The following is an 18,198-nucleotide window of genomic DNA, read 5'->3' on the forward strand; positions in this document are numbered from 1 at the left end:
AACCCCGTTATCGACATTTACTGTTGCAATAACGAGGCGGACCATACATTTTTGTTCTTATATCCTGTACTGCACACCCGCGCTCTGTATTCATCCTGTCCCCTTTGTATAAAGACACATACTTCATAAAGGACCCGCCCAAACTAAAATACAAGCCTGTAGTCCGTTCAGCTTATGAGTTGCCTTCCGGCGTCACGTAAGAGATTTCTGCTGCAACCCTCCGGGTGTAAAACAGGAAGATAAACGGTTAATTGTGCTCAAAGTGAAGACAGTGATTCATTGTCCCCACGTAAGGTTTTATTTATGAAATTTAATAAAATTATGAGTGTCGCCACACTGGTTGCGTCAGGGATATTCATCGTACCTGCACAGGCTACCAGTTGGAGCAGTAAGTGTGGCGATAGTCACACCGGCTGCTCAGCCAGTGACTACTTTGCTGAAGATTTGCGTTACATGATTGCCAACGATGGTATCACCAGCGCCGTTGTCGATGGCGTGACAATCAGTACAACAGCGTATTCGGATACGGGAGGCCAGGGCTTTTCTTCCCGTAATTACGATTACACCTACAGCCAGTCCAACGGCAAACATTACCTCAGCGATGACATAGTAGAAACCGCCAGCCTGATTAATTATGGCGAGGGTTACGGTATCATCAATAAAGATGTGACTAATACGCCGTTTACCAGTGACACCCGCAGTGGCGAATATGGTGTCCCCCAGCATGCCGCAGATAATATTAATCTGGACTGGTATGCCAGCGGTTATCACATAATTGAAACCGATTACGATTTTTACCTTATCTCCTTTGATGAAGAGGTTAATGTAACCGGAGCAACGTTCAGCTGGCTCTGGAACAGCGGTGATACGCAGGTATCTGTAGCAGCTCTGAACGACACCTCTATGCTGACATCCGGTGCAAACACCTGGGCAGATATAGCCGGAGAGGCGCTGGCAGTGGGTTCGTATGACGTACTCAATTGCGAAGACACCAATCTGGCGATGGTGGATATGGATACAACCTATTCCCAATACTGGCTGATTGGAGCGTATAACCTCGTGTTCGGAGATATTGGCGGAACCTTGTATGACGATGCCTTTAAACTGGCTTCTATCGGTTTTTCCAAAAAAGAAATGCCACAAACCGATGTACCTGAACCCGGTACTCTGGCGCTGTTCCTGATGGGTGGCTCACTGGCATTCTGGAGACGCAAACAACAAAAGTCTTCAGTGACTCAATGAACTCAGTTCATTAATGAATAAAAAAGACCCCTCTGCCAGGCAGAGGGGTCTTTCATTTTGTCCGGACATCTTATTTCCAAACCAGAGACGGAATGGCTTACATCACGATAAGGTGATCGTCCTTCACATCAATACGAATCGTTGATTCAGGCAACAACACACCGGATAACAGCTGCTGTGCCAGCGGGTTTTCGATTTGTGTCTGAATAGCCCGCTTCAGTGGACGGGCACCGAACACCGGATCAAAACCTGCGTCAGCCAGCTTATCCATGGCCGCACCGGACAACTCCAGTTTGTAACCTTTTTCAGATAAACGCTGACGTAATGATGCCAGCTGTATTTTAGCAATGGATTTAATTTGCTCTTTACCCAGCGGATGGAATACCACCAGATCATCCACACGGTTAATAAACTCTGGCCTGAAGTGCTGTCCGACCACGCCCATCACACGTTGCTTCATTTCGTCATACTGACTGTCGTCGTGGGTGTCCTGAATCACGTCAGAACCCAGGTTCGATGTCATGATCACAACGGTATTTTTGAAGTCTACCGTACGCCCCTGCCCGTCTGTCAGACGACCATCGTCTAACACCTGCAACAAAATATTAAACACATCAGGATGGGCCTTTTCGACTTCATCCAGCAGGATCACGGAATACGGTTTACGCCGCACAGCTTCAGTAAGATAACCCCCTTCTTCATAGCCAACGTAGCCCGGAGGTGCCCCTACTAAACGGGATACCGAATGCTTCTCCATGAACTCAGACATGTCGATACGTACCAGTGCATCTTCCGTGTCAAACAGGAAACCGGCCAGTGCCTTCGACAGTTCGGTTTTCCCTACACCGGTAGGCCCCAAAAACAGGAACGAACCAATGGGACGGTTTGGATCTGCCAGGCCAGCCCGTGAGCGTCTGATAGCGTTGGACACAGCATTTACCGCTTCCGCCTGCCCCACTACCCGCTTATGGAGTACATCTTCCATTCTGAGTAGTTTTTCCCGTTCACCCTCAAGCATTTTGGATACGGGAATACCTGTCCAGCGGGACAGCACATCTGCAATTTCAGCGTCGGTAACCTTATTTTTCAATAAGAAGGTTTCTTTTGTTTCGTTCTCCGCCGCTTTTTCCAGTTTCATTTCCAGCTCAGGAATACGACCGTACTGCAGCTCTGACATACGATTCAGATCTGACGCCCGGCGGGCGATTTCCAAATCGAGTTTCGCCTGCTCCAGTTCAGACTTGATGGTTTGCGTACCCTGCATCGCATCCTTTTCTTCGCGCCAGATTTTATCCAGACCGGACAATTTGTTTTCAGCCTGTTCACGCTCCAGCTCGATCATTTCCAGGCGCTTGTGGCTGGCATCGTCTGTTTCTTTTGCCAGTGCCTGCTCTTCCAGTTTTAACTGGATGATGCGGCGCTCAAGCCTGTCCATATCTTCAGGCTTGGAATCAATTTGCAGACGAATGCTGGAAGCCGCTTCATCAATAAGATCGATAGCTTTATCAGGCAACTGACGGTCACTGATATAACGGTGTGACAATGTAGCCGCCGCGACAATGGCCGGGTCGGTGATATCTACCGAGTGGTGAAGCTCATAACGTTCTTTCAAACCACGTAAAATGGCGATGGTATCTTCCACACTCGGCTCATCCACCAGCACTTTCTGGAAGCGACGTTCAAGAGCGGCGTCTTTCTCGATATACTGACGGTATTCGTCCAGCGTGGTTGCGCCCACACAATGCAGTTCACCGCGAGCGAGAGCTGGCTTAAGCATATTACCGGCATCCATCGCGCCGTCGCCTTTACCGGCGCCGACCATGGTATGGAGCTCATCAATGAACAGAATGACACGGCCTTCTTCTTTGGCCAGTTCATTGAGTACCGCTTTCAGCCGTTCTTCAAATTCACCACGGTACTTCGCACCGGCCACTAACGCGCCCATGTCGAGGGACAGTACCCGCTTATCCTTCAGCCCTTCCGGTACTTCACCATTAATAATACGCTGGGCAAGTCCTTCAACAATGGCGGTTTTACCTACACCGGGTTCACCAATTAACACAGGGTTATTCTTAGTCCGGCGTTGCAATACCTGTACGGTGCGGCGGATTTCGTCATCACGGCCTATCACCGGGTCCAGCTTGCCCTGTTCTGCCCGTTCGGTCAGATCAGTGGTGTATTTTTCCAGCGCCTGACGCACATCTTCAGCGTTAGGATCTGTCACTTTCTGACCGCCACGCATTTTATCAATGGCCGTTTCGATTTGATCCTTTGTCACATTCAGGCTTTTCAGCAAATCACCTAATTTGCCTTTGTCCTGAAGCGCTGCCAGCACAAAAATTTCAGATGTGATGTATTCATCTTTGCGCTGCTGGGCAATCTTGTCGCACAGGTTCAGCAAAATTCCGCTGTCCTTGCTTAACTGTACATCGCCACCGATGCCGTCAACCCGTGGAAGCCGCTCGATCGCTTCAGCCAGAGAAGAGCGTAATGCATTCACATTTACGTGGGCTTGATCGAGTAACGGACGTACAGAGCCGCCCTGTTGATTCAGCATGGCTGTCATCAGGTGCACGGGCTCAATAAACTGATGATCCCGACCCAGTGCCAGAGACTGTGCGTCGGAAATCGCTAATTGAAATTTACTGGTAAATCTATCTAATCGCATGAAAAATCCCCTGCAAAAGTAGTGCTATTTAAATAGGTATCGTACACATGCTATTCAAGTTCATTACGCAAAAAATTAGTGACGAACCTATCCACTTATTGACGTCAGTCAATCTTTTTAGTGGGTCATTTCGATTCTTCCTTCCACAATCGAAAAATTTGCAAACGGCTCTCACGTTTCGCGTACAGCGTTCAGGTTATGAACATGCCAGACAATCGCATTGTTCATTAGCTGGACATTTTCGATACCTATTGCCCGAAAACAGCGGCTGGCACAGGTGATGCTGTTAATCTGGCACAGGTGATGCTGTTAATAAGGTGTACATCGACACCGATGAATCATTCACTGGCTCTGAGAGCCTGAGCGAAAGAGGTTGTAATGACAGAATCATTCATTGCCAATGCGATTTGGCAGGAAAAACTATTTACCGGCAAATGGGTATCCGGTTCAGCCAAGCCGGTTATTGTGACTGAACCTGCGTCTGGAAAAGAACTTGGACAAATCGCCATGGCGAGTCCGGAAGATGTGAGTCGAAGCTGTACAACAGCGAAAAAAGCGTCTCCCACCTGGTCTGCCACCCACTTTGAAGAGCGGGCTGCGGTATTGCGCAAAGCCGCTCAGGTGATGCAAGAGCACTTTAACGACATCACCGATGTGTTGATCCGTGAAAGTGGTTCAATCAGAGCAAAAGCCGAATTTGAAGTTTCACTCAGTATAAAAGTACTGAACGAAAGCGCAGCCTTGCCTTCACAAAGCCAGGGAGAAGTCTTACCTGCCGCGCCGGGCAAAATCAGTATCGCCCGTCGTAAACCTCTGGGTGTTATAGGCGTTATCTCGCCATTTAACTTTCCATTGTATCTTGCCATTCGGGCGGTTGCTCCGGCGCTTGCAGTGGGCAATGCGGTTGTGCTTAAACCTGATCCCCGAACCGCCGTGTGCGGCGGCGTTACTATCGCCCGGGTGTTCGAATTAGCCGGATTACCTGAAGGTATACTGCATATGTTACCGGGTGATGGCGCGGCCGGTGCCGCATTAACCGGGCACCCGGATGTGGCGATGATTCAGTTTACCGGCTCGACCAGCGCAGGTAAAAAAGTAGGCGAAGCTGCCAGCCGCCACCTCAAAAAAGTGTCCCTTGAACTGGGTGGAAAGAACTCACTGATTATTCTGGACGATGCCGACATAGATCTTGCTATCTCGAACGCGACCTGGGGTGCCTGGCTACACCAGGGGCAAATTTGTATGTCTACCGGCCGCATTCTTGTGCAGCGTAAAATTTATCAGGCGTTTGTCAGTAAACTGGCAGAAAAAGCCGGGCAACTGCCAGTGGGAGATCCTGCCACCGGGCAGGTCGCACTTGGCCCAATCATTAATGAGCAACAGCGCGATAACATTAGCCGAATTCTCAAAGCGGCAGTAGAAGGTGGCGCCAAAATAGAGGCTGGCGGCGATTATTCCGGTTTGTTTTTCCAACCGACAGTGCTCAGCGGTGTGACGCCGGAAAGTCCGGCATTTAATGAAGAAATTTTTGGTCCGGTAGCCGTTGTTATCCCTTTCGATACCGACGAGGAAGCAGCGCAACTGGCGAATCAAACCGAGTATGGCTTATCAGCGGGCATCATCGCCAGTAATGTCGGGCGGGCGCTCAACTTAAGTCAGCAACTCAACACGGGTCTGCTTCATATTAATGATCAGACTGTCAATGATGAGGTAGTTAATCCATTTGGTGGAACCGGCGCATCCGGCAACGGCACCAGTGTGGGCGGCGCTGCTAATTGGGAAGAATTCACCCAATGGCAATGGCTGACTATCCAATCTGAAGCCCCTCGATATCCATTATAAGGAACAAGATAATGTCTGAAATTACGCAAATTCGCGCGGCAGTGACTCGCGCCAAAGGCGCCCCTTTTGAATTAGAAGAGGCGCAAATCCGTGCACCGAAAGACGATGAAGTATTGGTTAAAATAGTGGCAACCGGTATGTGCCACACGGATATGATTGTGCGTGATCAATACTATCCCGTCCCTCTTCCTGCGGTATTAGGTCATGAGGGTTCCGGGGTGATTACGGCGGTGGGCCCGCTGGTAAAAGATCTTCAGGTGGGCGACCACGTGGTACTCACATTCGGTTACTGCACACACTGTAAACCCTGTAACCACGGTCACGCCACCTATTGCCAGGAATTCTATCCCCGCAACTTCAGTGGCATAGGAACCGATGGCGAAACCGCTATTCAAGATGCCAATGGTAAGCCACTGCACGATCATTTCTTTGCTCAGTCGTCCTTTGCCACCTATGCACTGAGTTTGGAAAGTAACGCCATCAAGGTAAGTAAAGACGCCAAATTGGAGCTGCTAGGTCCGCTCGGTTGCGGTATTCAAACCGGTGCTGGTGCGGTAATTAATTCACTGAAAGTCACGCCGGGTAGCAGTTTTGTGTCTTATGGTTCAGGTGCGGTAGGCTTGTCATCAGTAATGGCGGCACGGGTTGCCGGCGCCACCACGATTATTGCAACCGACGTGGTTGAATCCCGTCTTGAACTGGCAAAGGAACTCGGTGCAACCCATGTTATTAACAGTAAAGACGAAGACGTGATTGAACGGGTAAAAGAAATTACCGGTGGTGGCGCCGACTTTGCCCTTGAGTCAACCGGCCGCCCTGCGGTGTTAAGACAAGGGATTGATGCCCTGGGGCTGATGGGCACCATTGGTGTAGTCGGTGCGCCAGCACTAGGAACCGATGCTACCTTTGACGTAAATGATGTACTGCTCGGCGGTAAATCGATTCGCGGTATCGTTGAAGGTGATTCCACCCCAAAAACCTTCATTCCACAACTTGTAGAATTGTTTAATCAAGGCCGCTTTCCCTTCGATAAATTAGTTAAATTCTACGAATTTGGCGATATCAATCAGGCTGCTGAAGATAGCGAAAAAGGCATAACCTTGAAGCCGATCATCAAAATCGGCGAACTGTAACCTTGCCGCCACTGGAAGGGGTGAAATCACTCCTTCCTGCCATCAATGGCCAACCGTCAATTTTACATTGTGATAACATCGACACCAGATAAACTGGTGAAGGTGTTGCCGTGTTCAATAATCATGATCAAGAACTTATGATAAATCCTGATTTGCTGGATGATGCAAGGCGCCAGTTATTATTGGGGCACCCTCTTCCAGAGAATCTGTTACCGGATGCGGTAGCCCGTTCATGGCAGCGTTCCCGGGATGCGGGTTTACACCCCTGGGAAAGCCGGTTAGCAAACCGCGTAAATGACAACTACCCACTGTCAGAAACCGATGAACACTTAGCAGCCACCGCCCAACCGGAAATCGACCGTTTATGGGACGTGTTCGGTGGTGAAGATTGGTGTCTTTTCTGTGTAAATAGTGACGCGGTGATAGTGCGGAGCAAAACCAATGCCGAAACCCCGCCGCTGAGCATGCTCAAGACAGGTGTACGTGTACAGGAAGCGGATATCGGTACCACGGCGCCAGCATGCACTTTGCGGGAAAAGAGGGCTTTTGTCTTCACCGGCCCACAGCATTATCTAAAAGAATTTGACCGTTTTTTCTGTGTATCAGTGCCGGTTTTTGGCCCTGACAATCAACTTGCCGGTGCCCTCGATATGACGGGGATCGGCGAGCGTAATACCCAGGTTGTATTCGAACAGCTGCGCTTATCGGCAATGGCAATAGAAAACCAGTTATTTACCGACCACTATGCTGGCTGTGATATTTTCAGTATTCAATCATCTCCCACGTTGTTGAACACACCTTTTCAAGGTTTAGTTGCTTTGTCAGCAGACGGCGATTTTGTGGCGGCCAGTCACTCTGCAAGACAATTGCTACAACTACGCATTTCTTCCCGGTCATTACCGTTTAATCAGAGCAGCCTGAAAAACCTTGGGGCCAGAACCGAAAAGCGCGCTTTACCCGATGGCACCTACATCTATGTGCGCAATCTTGCCGCTGGTGTCACCACATTTAGCAATGGTCAGCAACAAAGCTATGTGCCGGTAAGTGTAAGTACCGAACCGGCCATCGAAAAGCAGTTCGGGATTGCGGTAAAAGCGTGCAAAGCCGATATTCCCATTATGATTACCGGCGAGACCGGTACAGGTAAAGAAGTCTTCGCCAAAGCACTACACGACACTATTGATGCTGACTCGCCCTTTATTGCAATTAACTGTTCAGCAATGCCCGAAAACTTAATTGAATCGGAATTATTCGGTTACGAAGAAGGCAGTTTTACCGGCGCTAAAAAAGGTGGGGCGAGAGGAAAATTGGAAGACGCGGATGGTGGCACTCTACTACTTGATGAAATCGGTGACATGCCTCTTCGACTACAAACCCGCTTACTCCGGTTTTTACAAGAGCGACAAATCACCCGCATCGGCAGCTCAATGAGTCGCCCGCTATCAATACGCATTATTTGCGCTACCCACAGAGATTTACCTGCCATGGTGGCAAAGCAGATGTTCCGCGAAGACCTATATTATCGCCTGAAAGGTATGCAGGTAAAGTTGCCGCCACTGCATCTTCGTCAGGATTTACGCCGATTGATCACCACCATCGTGGCATCGTTCAACCACGCTGAAATTACTGAAGATGCCATGCAGTGGCTGATCAATCAGCCCTGGCCGGGCAACATCAGGCAATTGAGACAAACCATTCATTTAGCCACGGTAATCGCTGATGGAGAGAAAGCGCTAAAACCTGAGCATTTTGTCGAATTCGACGCCCAGCCTCAGGAAGTTGAGCTGCTAACGTTGGCTGATATTGAGAAAAATGCTATTGAGGCGGCGGTGCAGCGGCACCATGGAAATCTCACTGCGGCAGCGCGTGAACTTGGAATATCCCGCACAACCCTTTATAAAAAGCGGGGAAATTAACCCGGCTCTACGGCTTTCATACCAATAACAGAGACCATTCTGCCAGTGGTTTGATGGTGTTGATGGGTTGCACGACGGTGAGAAAAAAACCGTGTTTCGTCGCGATAAGTGCATAAACCTGAGTTCACTACATGCTTTACGCCACAAGCCGCTAATTGTTTCGCGGCTATGCCAGCCAAATCAAGTAATGACTTTCCGTCGACGCCCGCAGGTTTAATTACACCGTCGTGTTGGGCAAATCGACCCGCAAGGGAATCGGGCACTTCATAACACGCCTGACTGATAGCAGGACCAATCCAGGCGAGTAAATCCTGACTACAGGCATGCATGCGTTTAACGGTTTCAGCAATTATCTGACTTTCCAGACCTTGCCAGCCAGCATGAACCGCTGCGACTTCTGTTCCCGCTTTGTTAGTAAGCAATACGGGAACACAATCAGCGGTCATGATTGCGCAGGCAACATCTGGCGTTCGACTGAGTGACGCATCCGCATCAATGGCACTGGTTTCTGGTGCGAGTGATGTGGCATTCAATTCTACAACCGTGTTGCCATGTACTTGATTGAGCCATACCAGCCTGTCAGATTTCGGCAAACCCGCACGATTAGCAAGCACATGGCTGGCATTATCACCAACATGCAAGCCCACGTTGCATCCAGCGTAAATACCGGTGCTTCCCCCACCCTGGCGGGTCGAGGTATAAGCAAAGATATTTGATGGCGCTGGCCAGTCTGGAACAATCAGCGATAACAATTAATAGTCGTCCATGCCTTTAATTTTGGTGTCTTCACGCACAGTGGCGATCAGTTGCACCATGTCATCAGGTAGCGGCGCCTGCCAGGTCATCCATTCATCGGTTTCAGGGTGGAACAGAGACAATTGCGCAGCATGCAAGGCCTGGCGGGGGAAAGCACGTAACGCTTCAACACACGCCTCTGTAGCGCCTTTTGGCAAACGGGTTCTGCCGCCATAGGCAGTATCACCCACCAGCGGGTGCTTGAGGTGTGCCATGTGCACGCGGATCTGGTGTGTACGGCCAGTTTCCAGTTTCAGGCGCAGGTGCGTATGTGCACGGAACTTTTCGATAACCCGATAGTGAGTAACTGCCGGCTTACCGGTTTCACGAACGGCCATGAGTGTACGCTTAGTTGCATGACGGCCGATAGGCGCATCGACGATACCACCGGCGACCATAGTGCCGTATGCCAGTGCTTCATACTCCCTGCTCATCACCCGGTCCTGAAGTTGATTGACCAGATGGGTTTGCGCCGGAACGGTTTTCGCCACCACCATCAAACCCGTAGTATCTTTATCCAGACGATGCACAATGCCAGCCCGTGGCACCACTTCAATACCCGGTACATGGGCCAGCAACGCATTCAGCAAAGTGCCGTCCTGATTACCTGCACCCGGGTGTACCACCAGATCAGCAGGCTTATTCAGAATTAAAATCGAATCATCTTCGTAGACAATGTTCAGGTCGATTTTCTGTGGCAGGCTGGCGGTCTGCACTTCCATTTCAGCCGTGACCTGTACATATTCATCACCCAGCATTTTTTGCCGGGGAGTGGTCAAAACATCGCCATCCACAGTGACATTCCCTTCCAGAATCCAATTTTTTAACTTTGAACGGGAATATTCAGGGAACAAATCAGCCAAAACCTGATCTAACCTCTGACCAAAATGGTGTGGCCCGGTGTTTGCCTCAAGCTTGACGGTGTTTACAGGCTGGGTCATATAACTCTTTCGCTGTTACAAAAAAGCGCATTATACCAATCTTTACGTTAGTTAAACGGAAAGTTTCCGGTTTTTATGTGGAGTTTGCGTGTTTGAGTGCGCTAGAATGCCGCTATAATGCAAATGCAGTTAAACGTATCAGTCGGTTAAGCAGGAATAGACAACAGATATGAAATCAATTCGATTAGTGATGCCCCTTGTTGTTGGTGTCATGATTAGCGTAACGGGCTGCAGCTCGTCTGACGATTCAGAACAACGCGCGGCGCTGGCGAACATGGGTTCCCAGCAAATGTATGATAATGCCAAACGTAATATGCAGAACGGTAATTTCGGTGCTGCGTCTACCGCACTCAGTGAGCTGGATTCACGCTATCCGTTTGGTCCGTTGTCCAATCAGGTACAACTTGACCTGATCTACAGCTACTATAAATCAGGTAAAATTGACGAAACACTAGCGACCATCGACCGCTTCATCCGCTTAAACCCGAACCACTCAGACGTGGATTATGCGTTCTACATGCGCGGACTGACCAACATGGAAGCCGATGCAAACATGTTTCAGCAACTGATGCAGATTGACCGCTCAGACCGTGATCCCAGTAAATCGCGTGAAGCTTTCACAGATTTCAGACGTCTGATCCAGCAATACCCTGACAGTAAATATGCTGCTGATGCTAAAAAGCGGATGGTGTTTATCAAAGAAAGGCTGGCGAAGTATGAAATTGCCATCGCCCGTTTTTATATGCGCCGGGAAGCTTTTGTCGCAGCGGCAAATCGCGGACGCTACGTACTGGAAAACTACTCGAATACAGACCAGGTGCAGGAAGCGCTGGAAATCATGGTATCAAGCTATGACCAGTTAGGTCTGACTGAGCTGAAAGAAAATGCTATGAAAACACTGCGTCTGAATTTTCCGGACAGTGATTTCATCAGTTAATCAGATATCAACAAAAAAGCGCTACGGCGCTTTTTTTGTGTCTTGAGCATGCTCACAGAGCCGCTCAGCTAAGCTGAGAGAGGCTTATCTGAAGAAAAGATGACTGAACGGATTCAACAGTCTGGCGATACCTGATGTGAAATGCAGCGGTTCATCCAGTAAGGTAAATACCAGACATCCACTGATGTGATCCGAATAAGGCGCATGGGTATCTTTGCCATCCATCACCACAAAGTCTCCGGTGCGGTAATGGTGCTTGCCGTCATGAAATTCACCGTCCAGTACCAGCGTATACTCTACACCCCGGTGTGTATGCTCCGGTACACTGCCTCCCCGCCCCATGTAAATAAAGTTGGCGACACCGGCATATCCGAGATCGACCGGGGCCTGCCAAAGTTTACCAACAAGCCCTGACCACGAACCCGTTTTGTGGATAACACGCTGTAACGTCGGCGGAAGTTCGAAAGTCTGACCATCCAGTTCAATGGTTTTCTCTCCACGTCCCCGTTTAGCAGTGATAGAGCTTACAGAGGCGGCCTTTGTTGCCGGCTTTGCCGTAGCAGGGAGTTGGGTAATGTCAGCGAGCATGGCGCTGTAACTTTCCAGTTGCTCGTCTTGAGACAGTGAGGAAAAATCAAATACCTCTGCAGCAAACCGTGAAGTTTCTTCTGACGCTATTTTTCTGCATCTGGGACACAGATCGCAATGCGCCGAGACAATGAATGACTCGGCGGGGGATAAACTACCTTGAACAAATTGTGAAAGCTGGTTTTGTTCCGGATGGTGATTAATCATGATCCTGTAGCATGCCTTTCAGGCGTTGCAGTGCAAGTCGGGTACGGGATTTAACAGTACCCAACGGAATATGCAGTTCATCTGCAACTTCCTGTTGAGATTTACCATCAATGTAGATGGCTTCAATAACAGATTTTTGTTTTTTCGGTAACTCTTCAAACATATACCCGATTTGTTCAAGGGTGATCTGTTCGTCCAACGACTGTTCGTTCACGTCTGGTGTCTGCTCACAAAGAACCGGCCACAAGTCGTCAGAACACACATCTTCTTTTCTGTTCTGTAATTTCCGTAACATATCAAAACGGATGTTACGGGCAATCGTAAAAATCCAGGTTGAAGGACTTCCCTTCTCTGCATTAAACAGATGTGCCTTTTGCCATACGTTGGACATGGTATCCTGGACCATTTCCATGGCTAAAGCTTCATTACCCATCTGCTTTAACGCATAAGAACGTAAACGCGGAGCAAAATATCCAAACACCCTTGCAAACGATGCTTTGCAGCGCTGTTCGGCAACTTTAACAATATAGTCTGACATTTCTGCCGCACAATCTTTCGGCTTAATTACACTGTTACTTTGTTCCACTGGGATTCCAACTAACATAAGTATTTGTCCATATCCTATCAAGTTAATAGTTGCTACAGACGAGTGTTTCAAGCAGATTACAGAATTGTAATGGTTTCATGCCCCAACCATGTAAAGTTTACACGGTGATTTACTGCACAAGTGCCTTTAAGTAATCCAGTAACTTATGGCAATCGCGTTGAGCAAGAAAATACTGTTTCTGTTTAGCGTCTACGGGCAATAATTCGAGCCAGCGGTACATTACCCAAATGGGATTCCGAAACTCCGGAACATCATATAACTGGCCTACCTCAGCGTAGCGCTCAAAAATCTCCTGCAAACGTTCGTCTATAGGTGAAATTTGTTGAGAAGTAATATCACAGTGCCAGTCTGGTAGTGGCTGACAGTGTCCTGTACGCAGCCCGTCGGGCTCAGTCTTCACATTACTTATCTCTACACAGTTAACACCAGCAACCTTTATGCCAAGCAACCCGTCATCGAGCATATCGAAGTCGATAACAGTCGCTGCAGTGCCCACAGGATAGAAGTGTGTGTTGGCTTCCTTTTCACCCTGTGTGTTGAGCATACAAACCACCAGTTGACCATTACCGGCACATACCTCTTTAACCATGCGCACGTAGCGTGGTTCAAAGATTCTGAGTGCCATCCGGCCACCGGGAAGAAGGTGTGCTGACAAGGGAAATAAAGGGAGATTTTGAGCCGCCATAAATACAGTATTTTCATTATTCACTGAGCTTAACTACGGCGAAAAATAAATTTGGATCGGAGTATTTACACGCTTTAATAATTCGTCTGCCGGCCTGATTCTGATCCGCGACTAAGTAAAATTGGTATACATTCAGGACGATTTTACATACCTCATTACTCAGTCAGTAAATATTGCATCATGAGCATCATTGAACGGTTTTGTGAATTTTATTCTGAATTACATAAGGTCAACCCTGACGACCTTGATAGCATTTATACAGCTGACATCGAGTTCATAGACCCTATCACCACTCATCACGGGCTGGATAATGTGATTGCGTATTTCAGTAAGTTGCTGAATGAAACCCAATCATGCCGGTTCGATATTCACGAAACCCTGCTGTCTCAGAAAGATAACACCAGCGCATATACTGTTATCTGGACAATGCATTTAGTGCTGGCGCAACCTGCGAAAACTATCACGCTGGATGGTGTCAGTATTGTAACGGTTCGTGATGACAAAATTTTCTACCACCGTGATTATTACGACATGGGAGAAATGGTTTATGAACACATTCCGCTTCTCCGCTGGATTATCAAAAAAATAAAGGCAAGGTTAGCTTCATGAAAACAATGTTGGTTACCGGGGCTACGTCAGGCATAGGAAAAGCTTTCACGCTGCATGCCGCCCGTCAGGGATATCATGTTATTGCTTGTGGCAGAAATGAGGAAGCGCTGGCGGAGCTGGCATCTGAATCCAATATCACCACCGCAAAATTTGATTTAACAGACCCGGAAGCTACACGCACCGCCATCGCGCCGCTGCAATTTGATATCGCAGTACTCAATGCCGGCAATTGTGAATATGTAGACGTAGATAAATTCGAACCTGACATGTTCAGACGGGTGTTTGAGATCAACTTTTTCGGGATTATTCACAGTGTCGACGCATTATTGCCTAAACTTAAAAAAGGCGATCAGCTGGTAATCGTAGACAGTATGGCCAGGCTCATTCCGTTTACCCGCACAGAAGCTTACGGAGCAAGCAAAGCGGCTGTGCATTATTTTACTAAGAGTCTGGATGTGGATCTGGCAGAAAAAGGCATCATAGTTCAGTCGGTGTCTCCGGGCTTTGTGGAAACCCCGCTGACAGATAAAAATGACTTCGATATGCCTATGAAAATAACGGCAGAAGAAGCGGCAAAAGCGATGCTGGACGGCATTGAAAAACAAAAGAAGAGTCTGTTCTTCCCTACAGGGTTTGGCTGGATTATGCGCACGCTGCATAACCTGCCTGCAGGCATACAGAGGTGGCTGTCTCTGAAAATGAGACAACAGCAGTAAGGTACGAGAATAATGCAACGGCGAATTGCGATTATCGGAACAGGGATTTCCGGACTTACGTGCGGATATTTATTGCACAAAGAACATCAGATCACTGTGTACGACGCCAACGATTATATTGGCGGACACACGGCAACAAAATTAATAGACGTAAAAGGCAGACAGTGGCCCGTGGATACGGGCTTCATCGTTTTCAATGACTGGACTTACCCCCGCTTTATAAAATTAATGGACAAATTGGGGGTCCGGCGGCAGCCCACGGAGATGAGCTTCTCCGTCCGCAGCGAAAAAACCGGCCTTGAGTATAACGGAAACAACCTGAATACTCTGTTTGCACAACGACGTAACCTCTTCAGACCACGGTTCTGGCGGATCGTACGTGATATTTTGGCATTCAACAAAGCCTGCAAAGAACGCGCTGCGGAAAATCAACAAAGTGATTTCGACATCACACTTTTCGACTATATCAAGTCTCTCGGGCTCAGTGACGAATTCGCTAATTACTATATTTTGCCAATGTGTGCGGCAATATGGTCTGCCAGTCTGGAGCAAACGAAGCAATTTCCCCTGGCCTTCTTCCTGCAGTTCTTCAATAACCATGGTCTGCTTAACGTCACTAACCGCCCCCAGTGGTACACCCTGATAGACGGTTCTCACAGCTATATTCCTAAGCTGACAAAAGGGTTTGCAGACAATATAAAGTTGTCGACACCGGTTTCACGGGTAGAAAAAAACGGTAACGGCTGGCAGGTAACGGCAGGTGGTCAGGAACCTGAGCAATATGATGAGGTTATCTTCGCCTGCCACTCAGATCAGGCGCTGGCCATGCTGGCTGAGCCTACGCCCTCACAATCCGCCATTCTCAGTGCGATCCCTTATGCTAAAAATGAAGTCGTGCTGCACATGGATACCACTCAGCTACCCGAAAGAAAGCTGGCATGGGCAAGCTGGAACTACCGCCTGAAAGAAACACCTGAAGAAAATCATGCCCCGGCAGCTGTTACCTATAATATGAACATATTGCAGCGTTTCGACACCGCACCGGTGACCTTTTGCGTCACGCTCAATAATACTGCTGCCATTGATCCGGCAAAAATTCTGCGACGCTACGATTACGCTCATCCTCAATACAGTGCGCCCATGGTCGCAGCCCAGCAGCGGCGCGGCGAAATCTGCGGGAAAGACGGTCTGCATTTTTGCGGCGCTTACTGGTACAACGGATTTCACGAAGATGGCGTCAGAAGCGCTCTGGATGTGTGCGAACGCTTCGGAGCAACTTTGTGAGTCAGCAAGACATTTCTCAGACAGAAAGCGGCATCTACCTGGGCAAAACGTTCCACCAGCGGTTCAGGCCGGTGGAACACAAGTTTGAATACGATATCGCTTTGTTCTGGCTGAAACTGTCGGAAGCAGACAGTCTCGGTGAATCACTTAAGTGGTTTTCCGTACACAGCAGAAATTTCACCCGCTTCTACCGCCCCGATTATTGCGGCGACGCCAGCGTGCCCCTTGAAACTGCGGTAAAGTCTAAAATGACGTCACTGAACAAGGGAGCTGAACTCGACGGTGATGTTTACTTTCTCGGCCAGTTGCGCACCCTTGGCATGTACTTCAGTCCGGTAAATTTCTATTTTTTACGGCACCCTGCCTCAGGCATCTATACTCACATGATGGCTGAAGTCAGCAATACACCCTGGAATGAAAGACATTATTATCTGGTCGATATGGCCAGCCAACAGGATACGGAAAAAGCATTCCATGTGTCGCCATTCAACCCGCTGGAGATGACCTATAAATGGCAGATAACGCCGCCGGGTGAGCGCTTTTCCTTATCCCTGGCCTGTCACACGGAGAAAAAGGATTTTGTAGCCGGCGTAAACATGACAAGAATTTCACTTAATAATGAGAATCTGCGCTCTACACTGAGACGTATACCCAGTATGACAATAAAAACCGTAGCCGGTATCTATTGGCAGGCACTGAAATTATTTATCAAGCGCGCGCCAATTTACGATCACCCTAAAAGTCAGGAACCGAGATAATGTCACACGGCGAATCCACTTTTATATTTCAGCAGGAAGCCAGCAGTATTGACCGCGCTTGCAGAAGTGCATTTTTTAAAGTGTTGTCACTGTTACCCGAAGGTCACATGACAATCAAAGAACATGGCACTACCGTAGCCCAATTTGGCGATCCGGAAAGTGAGCTTAAGGCTGATGTAAACATACTCAACGTAAAAGCTTACCGTCATTTGCTGTTTGGCGGCAGTGTGGCATCAGGTGAAACTTACACTGACGGATTATGGACCAGCCCGGACCTGACTTCTGTGATCAGAGTGTTCGCCCGTAACTTACCCGTACTGGACAAGTGGGAAGAGAAATTCCGTCTGCTGGTGCTCCCTCTCCAGAAGGTACAGCATTTCTTACGCCGTAATACCGAAAGTCAGGCGAAGAAAAATATTGAAGCCCATTATGATTTAGGCAACAAGCTATACACGCGGTTCCTTGATCAGACCATGATGTACTCTTCGGCTATTTATCCGGATCCTAATGCTTCGCTGAGCGATGCCCAGACTCACAAACTGAAAACAATCTGTGACAAATTACAGTTGAAACCGTCAGATCACCTGATGGAAATCGGCACCGGCTGGGGCGGCCTGGCTGTTTATGCAGCAAAGCACTATGGCTGCAAAGTCACCACCACAACCATCTCTGAAGAGCAACATGCTTACGCTGCAGCCTGGATAGAAAGAGAAAATCTGAGTGACAGAATCACCCTGCTAAAACAGGATTACCGGACCCTTGAAGGCCAGTATGACAAACTGGTGTCCATCGAGATGATTGAAGCTGTAGGTAAACGTTACCTGGGCAACTTTTTTGATAAATGTGCCTCCCTACTGAAAGACGATGGTTTGATGTTATTGCAGTCTATTGTCATTGATGACCGTCGTTACGACAGCTACAGCAAAAGTGTGGATTTTATTCAGAAATATATTTTCCCGGGCGGGTTTCTGCCCTCGCAGCTGGTTATCAACGACTACCTCAAACGTTTCAGTGATTTATCTGTAAGAGATTTACAGGATATCGGGCTGGATTATGCCAGGACGCTGGATCACTGGTACAAAGCTTTCATCAATGCCAAAGAGCCGCTGATGCAGGATGGTTATGACGAGCGCTTCATGCGCATGTGGACTTACTATCTTAAATATTGCGAAGGCGGATTTCTGGAACGGACTATCTCCACAGTTCAGCTGGTCCTGTCAAAACCTCACTTCAGAGACACAATACAACGGGGAGCGTAGCGCTTTAGCGC

Annotated in this window: 16 protein-coding genes; 10 read left to right on the plus strand and 6 right to left on the minus strand. The window is 48.5% G+C overall.

What is annotated here, in order from left to right:
• Positions 1–303 precede the first annotated feature (303 nt).
• Positions 304–1,242, plus strand: coding sequence for an exosortase-dependent surface protein XDP1 (gene xdp1 / locus AC4PME_RS09125; protein ID WP_491046916.1), 939 nt, complete (start codon positions 304–306; stop codon positions 1,240–1,242).
• A gap of 97 nt (positions 1,243–1,339) precedes the next feature.
• Here xdp1 and clpB read toward each other — a convergent pair whose 3' ends face one another.
• Positions 1,340–3,910, minus strand: coding sequence for an ATP-dependent chaperone ClpB (gene clpB / locus AC4PME_RS09130; protein ID WP_119501907.1), 2,571 nt, complete (start codon positions 3,908–3,910; stop codon positions 1,340–1,342).
• 378 nt (positions 3,911–4,288) lie between these two features.
• Here clpB and AC4PME_RS09135 point away from each other — a divergent pair, with 378 nt between their 5' ends.
• From AC4PME_RS09135 to AC4PME_RS09145, 3 genes are all read left to right on the plus strand, one after another.
• On the plus strand, positions 4,289–5,752 hold the full coding sequence (locus AC4PME_RS09135; RefSeq protein WP_491226052.1) for a benzaldehyde dehydrogenase: 1,464 nt from the start codon (positions 4,289–4,291) through the stop codon (positions 5,750–5,752).
• A gap of 11 nt (positions 5,753–5,763) precedes the next feature.
• Positions 5,764–6,885: an NAD(P)-dependent alcohol dehydrogenase gene (locus AC4PME_RS09140; RefSeq protein ID WP_491226053.1), complete on the plus strand. Its 1,122-nt coding sequence runs from the start codon at positions 5,764–5,766 to the stop codon at positions 6,883–6,885.
• Positions 6,886–7,022: 137 nt separating this feature from the next.
• A complete protein-coding gene (locus AC4PME_RS09145; protein ID WP_491226054.1) occupies positions 7,023–8,801 on the plus strand; it encodes a sigma-54-dependent Fis family transcriptional regulator in 1,779 nt (592 codons plus the stop codon).
• On the opposite strand, the gene pgeF is transcribed toward AC4PME_RS09145, so the two are convergent.
• Positions 8,798–9,553: a peptidoglycan editing factor PgeF gene (gene pgeF, locus AC4PME_RS09150; protein ID WP_491226055.1), complete on the minus strand. Its 756-nt coding sequence runs from the start codon at positions 9,551–9,553 to the stop codon at positions 8,798–8,800. The two genes, AC4PME_RS09145 and pgeF, sit on opposite strands and share 4 nt — an antisense overlap.
• Complete coding sequence (gene rluD / locus AC4PME_RS09155; protein ID WP_491226056.1) at positions 9,554–10,537, minus strand: 23S rRNA pseudouridine(1911/1915/1917) synthase RluD; 984 nt, start codon at positions 10,535–10,537, stop codon at positions 9,554–9,556.
• A gap of 169 nt (positions 10,538–10,706) precedes the next feature.
• On the opposite strand from rluD, the gene AC4PME_RS09160 reads away from it, so the two are divergent.
• Positions 10,707–11,474, plus strand: a complete 768-nt coding sequence (locus AC4PME_RS09160) for an outer membrane protein assembly factor BamD (RefSeq protein WP_119501909.1) — start codon at positions 10,707–10,709, stop codon at positions 11,472–11,474.
• A gap of 84 nt (positions 11,475–11,558) precedes the next feature.
• On the opposite strand, the gene AC4PME_RS09165 is transcribed toward AC4PME_RS09160, so the two are convergent.
• From AC4PME_RS09165 to AC4PME_RS09175, 3 genes are all read right to left on the minus strand, one after another.
• Positions 11,559–12,269, minus strand: a complete 711-nt coding sequence (locus AC4PME_RS09165) for a ChrR family anti-sigma-E factor (RefSeq protein ID WP_490708762.1) — start codon at positions 12,267–12,269, stop codon at positions 11,559–11,561.
• Positions 12,262–12,873, minus strand: a complete 612-nt coding sequence (locus tag AC4PME_RS09170; RefSeq protein ID WP_119501911.1) for a sigma-70 family RNA polymerase sigma factor — start codon at positions 12,871–12,873, stop codon at positions 12,262–12,264. The genes AC4PME_RS09165 and AC4PME_RS09170 overlap by 8 nt, the downstream gene beginning before the upstream one ends.
• 112 nt (positions 12,874–12,985) lie before the next feature.
• Positions 12,986–13,561 carry an LON peptidase substrate-binding domain-containing protein gene (locus AC4PME_RS09175; RefSeq protein WP_119503427.1) on the minus strand — a complete coding sequence of 192 codons (576 nt, stop codon included), beginning with the start codon at positions 13,559–13,561 and terminating at the stop codon, positions 12,986–12,988.
• A 180-nt stretch (positions 13,562–13,741) separates the two neighbouring features.
• Here AC4PME_RS09175 and AC4PME_RS09180 point away from each other — a divergent pair, with 180 nt between their 5' ends.
• From AC4PME_RS09180 to AC4PME_RS09200, 5 genes are read left to right on the plus strand one after another with little or no spacing between them, the layout of a single operon-like run.
• Positions 13,742–14,170: a nuclear transport factor 2 family protein gene (locus AC4PME_RS09180; protein ID WP_119501912.1), complete on the plus strand. Its 429-nt coding sequence runs from the start codon at positions 13,742–13,744 to the stop codon at positions 14,168–14,170.
• Positions 14,167–14,886: an SDR family NAD(P)-dependent oxidoreductase gene (locus AC4PME_RS09185; RefSeq protein ID WP_119501913.1), complete on the plus strand. Its 720-nt coding sequence runs from the start codon at positions 14,167–14,169 to the stop codon at positions 14,884–14,886. Before AC4PME_RS09180 ends, AC4PME_RS09185 begins: the two co-directional genes overlap by 4 nt.
• Before the next feature lie 12 nt (positions 14,887–14,898).
• Positions 14,899–16,170, plus strand: coding sequence for an NAD(P)/FAD-dependent oxidoreductase (locus AC4PME_RS09190; RefSeq protein ID WP_491046175.1), 1,272 nt, complete (start codon positions 14,899–14,901; stop codon positions 16,168–16,170).
• Positions 16,167–16,928, plus strand: a complete 762-nt coding sequence (locus AC4PME_RS09195) for a DUF1365 domain-containing protein (RefSeq protein WP_491046174.1) — start codon at positions 16,167–16,169, stop codon at positions 16,926–16,928. The genes AC4PME_RS09190 and AC4PME_RS09195 overlap by 4 nt, the downstream gene beginning before the upstream one ends.
• Positions 16,928–18,187: a class I SAM-dependent methyltransferase gene (locus tag AC4PME_RS09200; protein ID WP_491046173.1), complete on the plus strand. Its 1,260-nt coding sequence runs from the start codon at positions 16,928–16,930 to the stop codon at positions 18,185–18,187. Before AC4PME_RS09195 ends, AC4PME_RS09200 begins: the two co-directional genes overlap by 1 nt.
• Positions 18,188–18,198 lie beyond the last annotated feature (11 nt).

The sequence above is a fragment of the Alteromonas sp. genome (genome assembly GCF_984505615.1).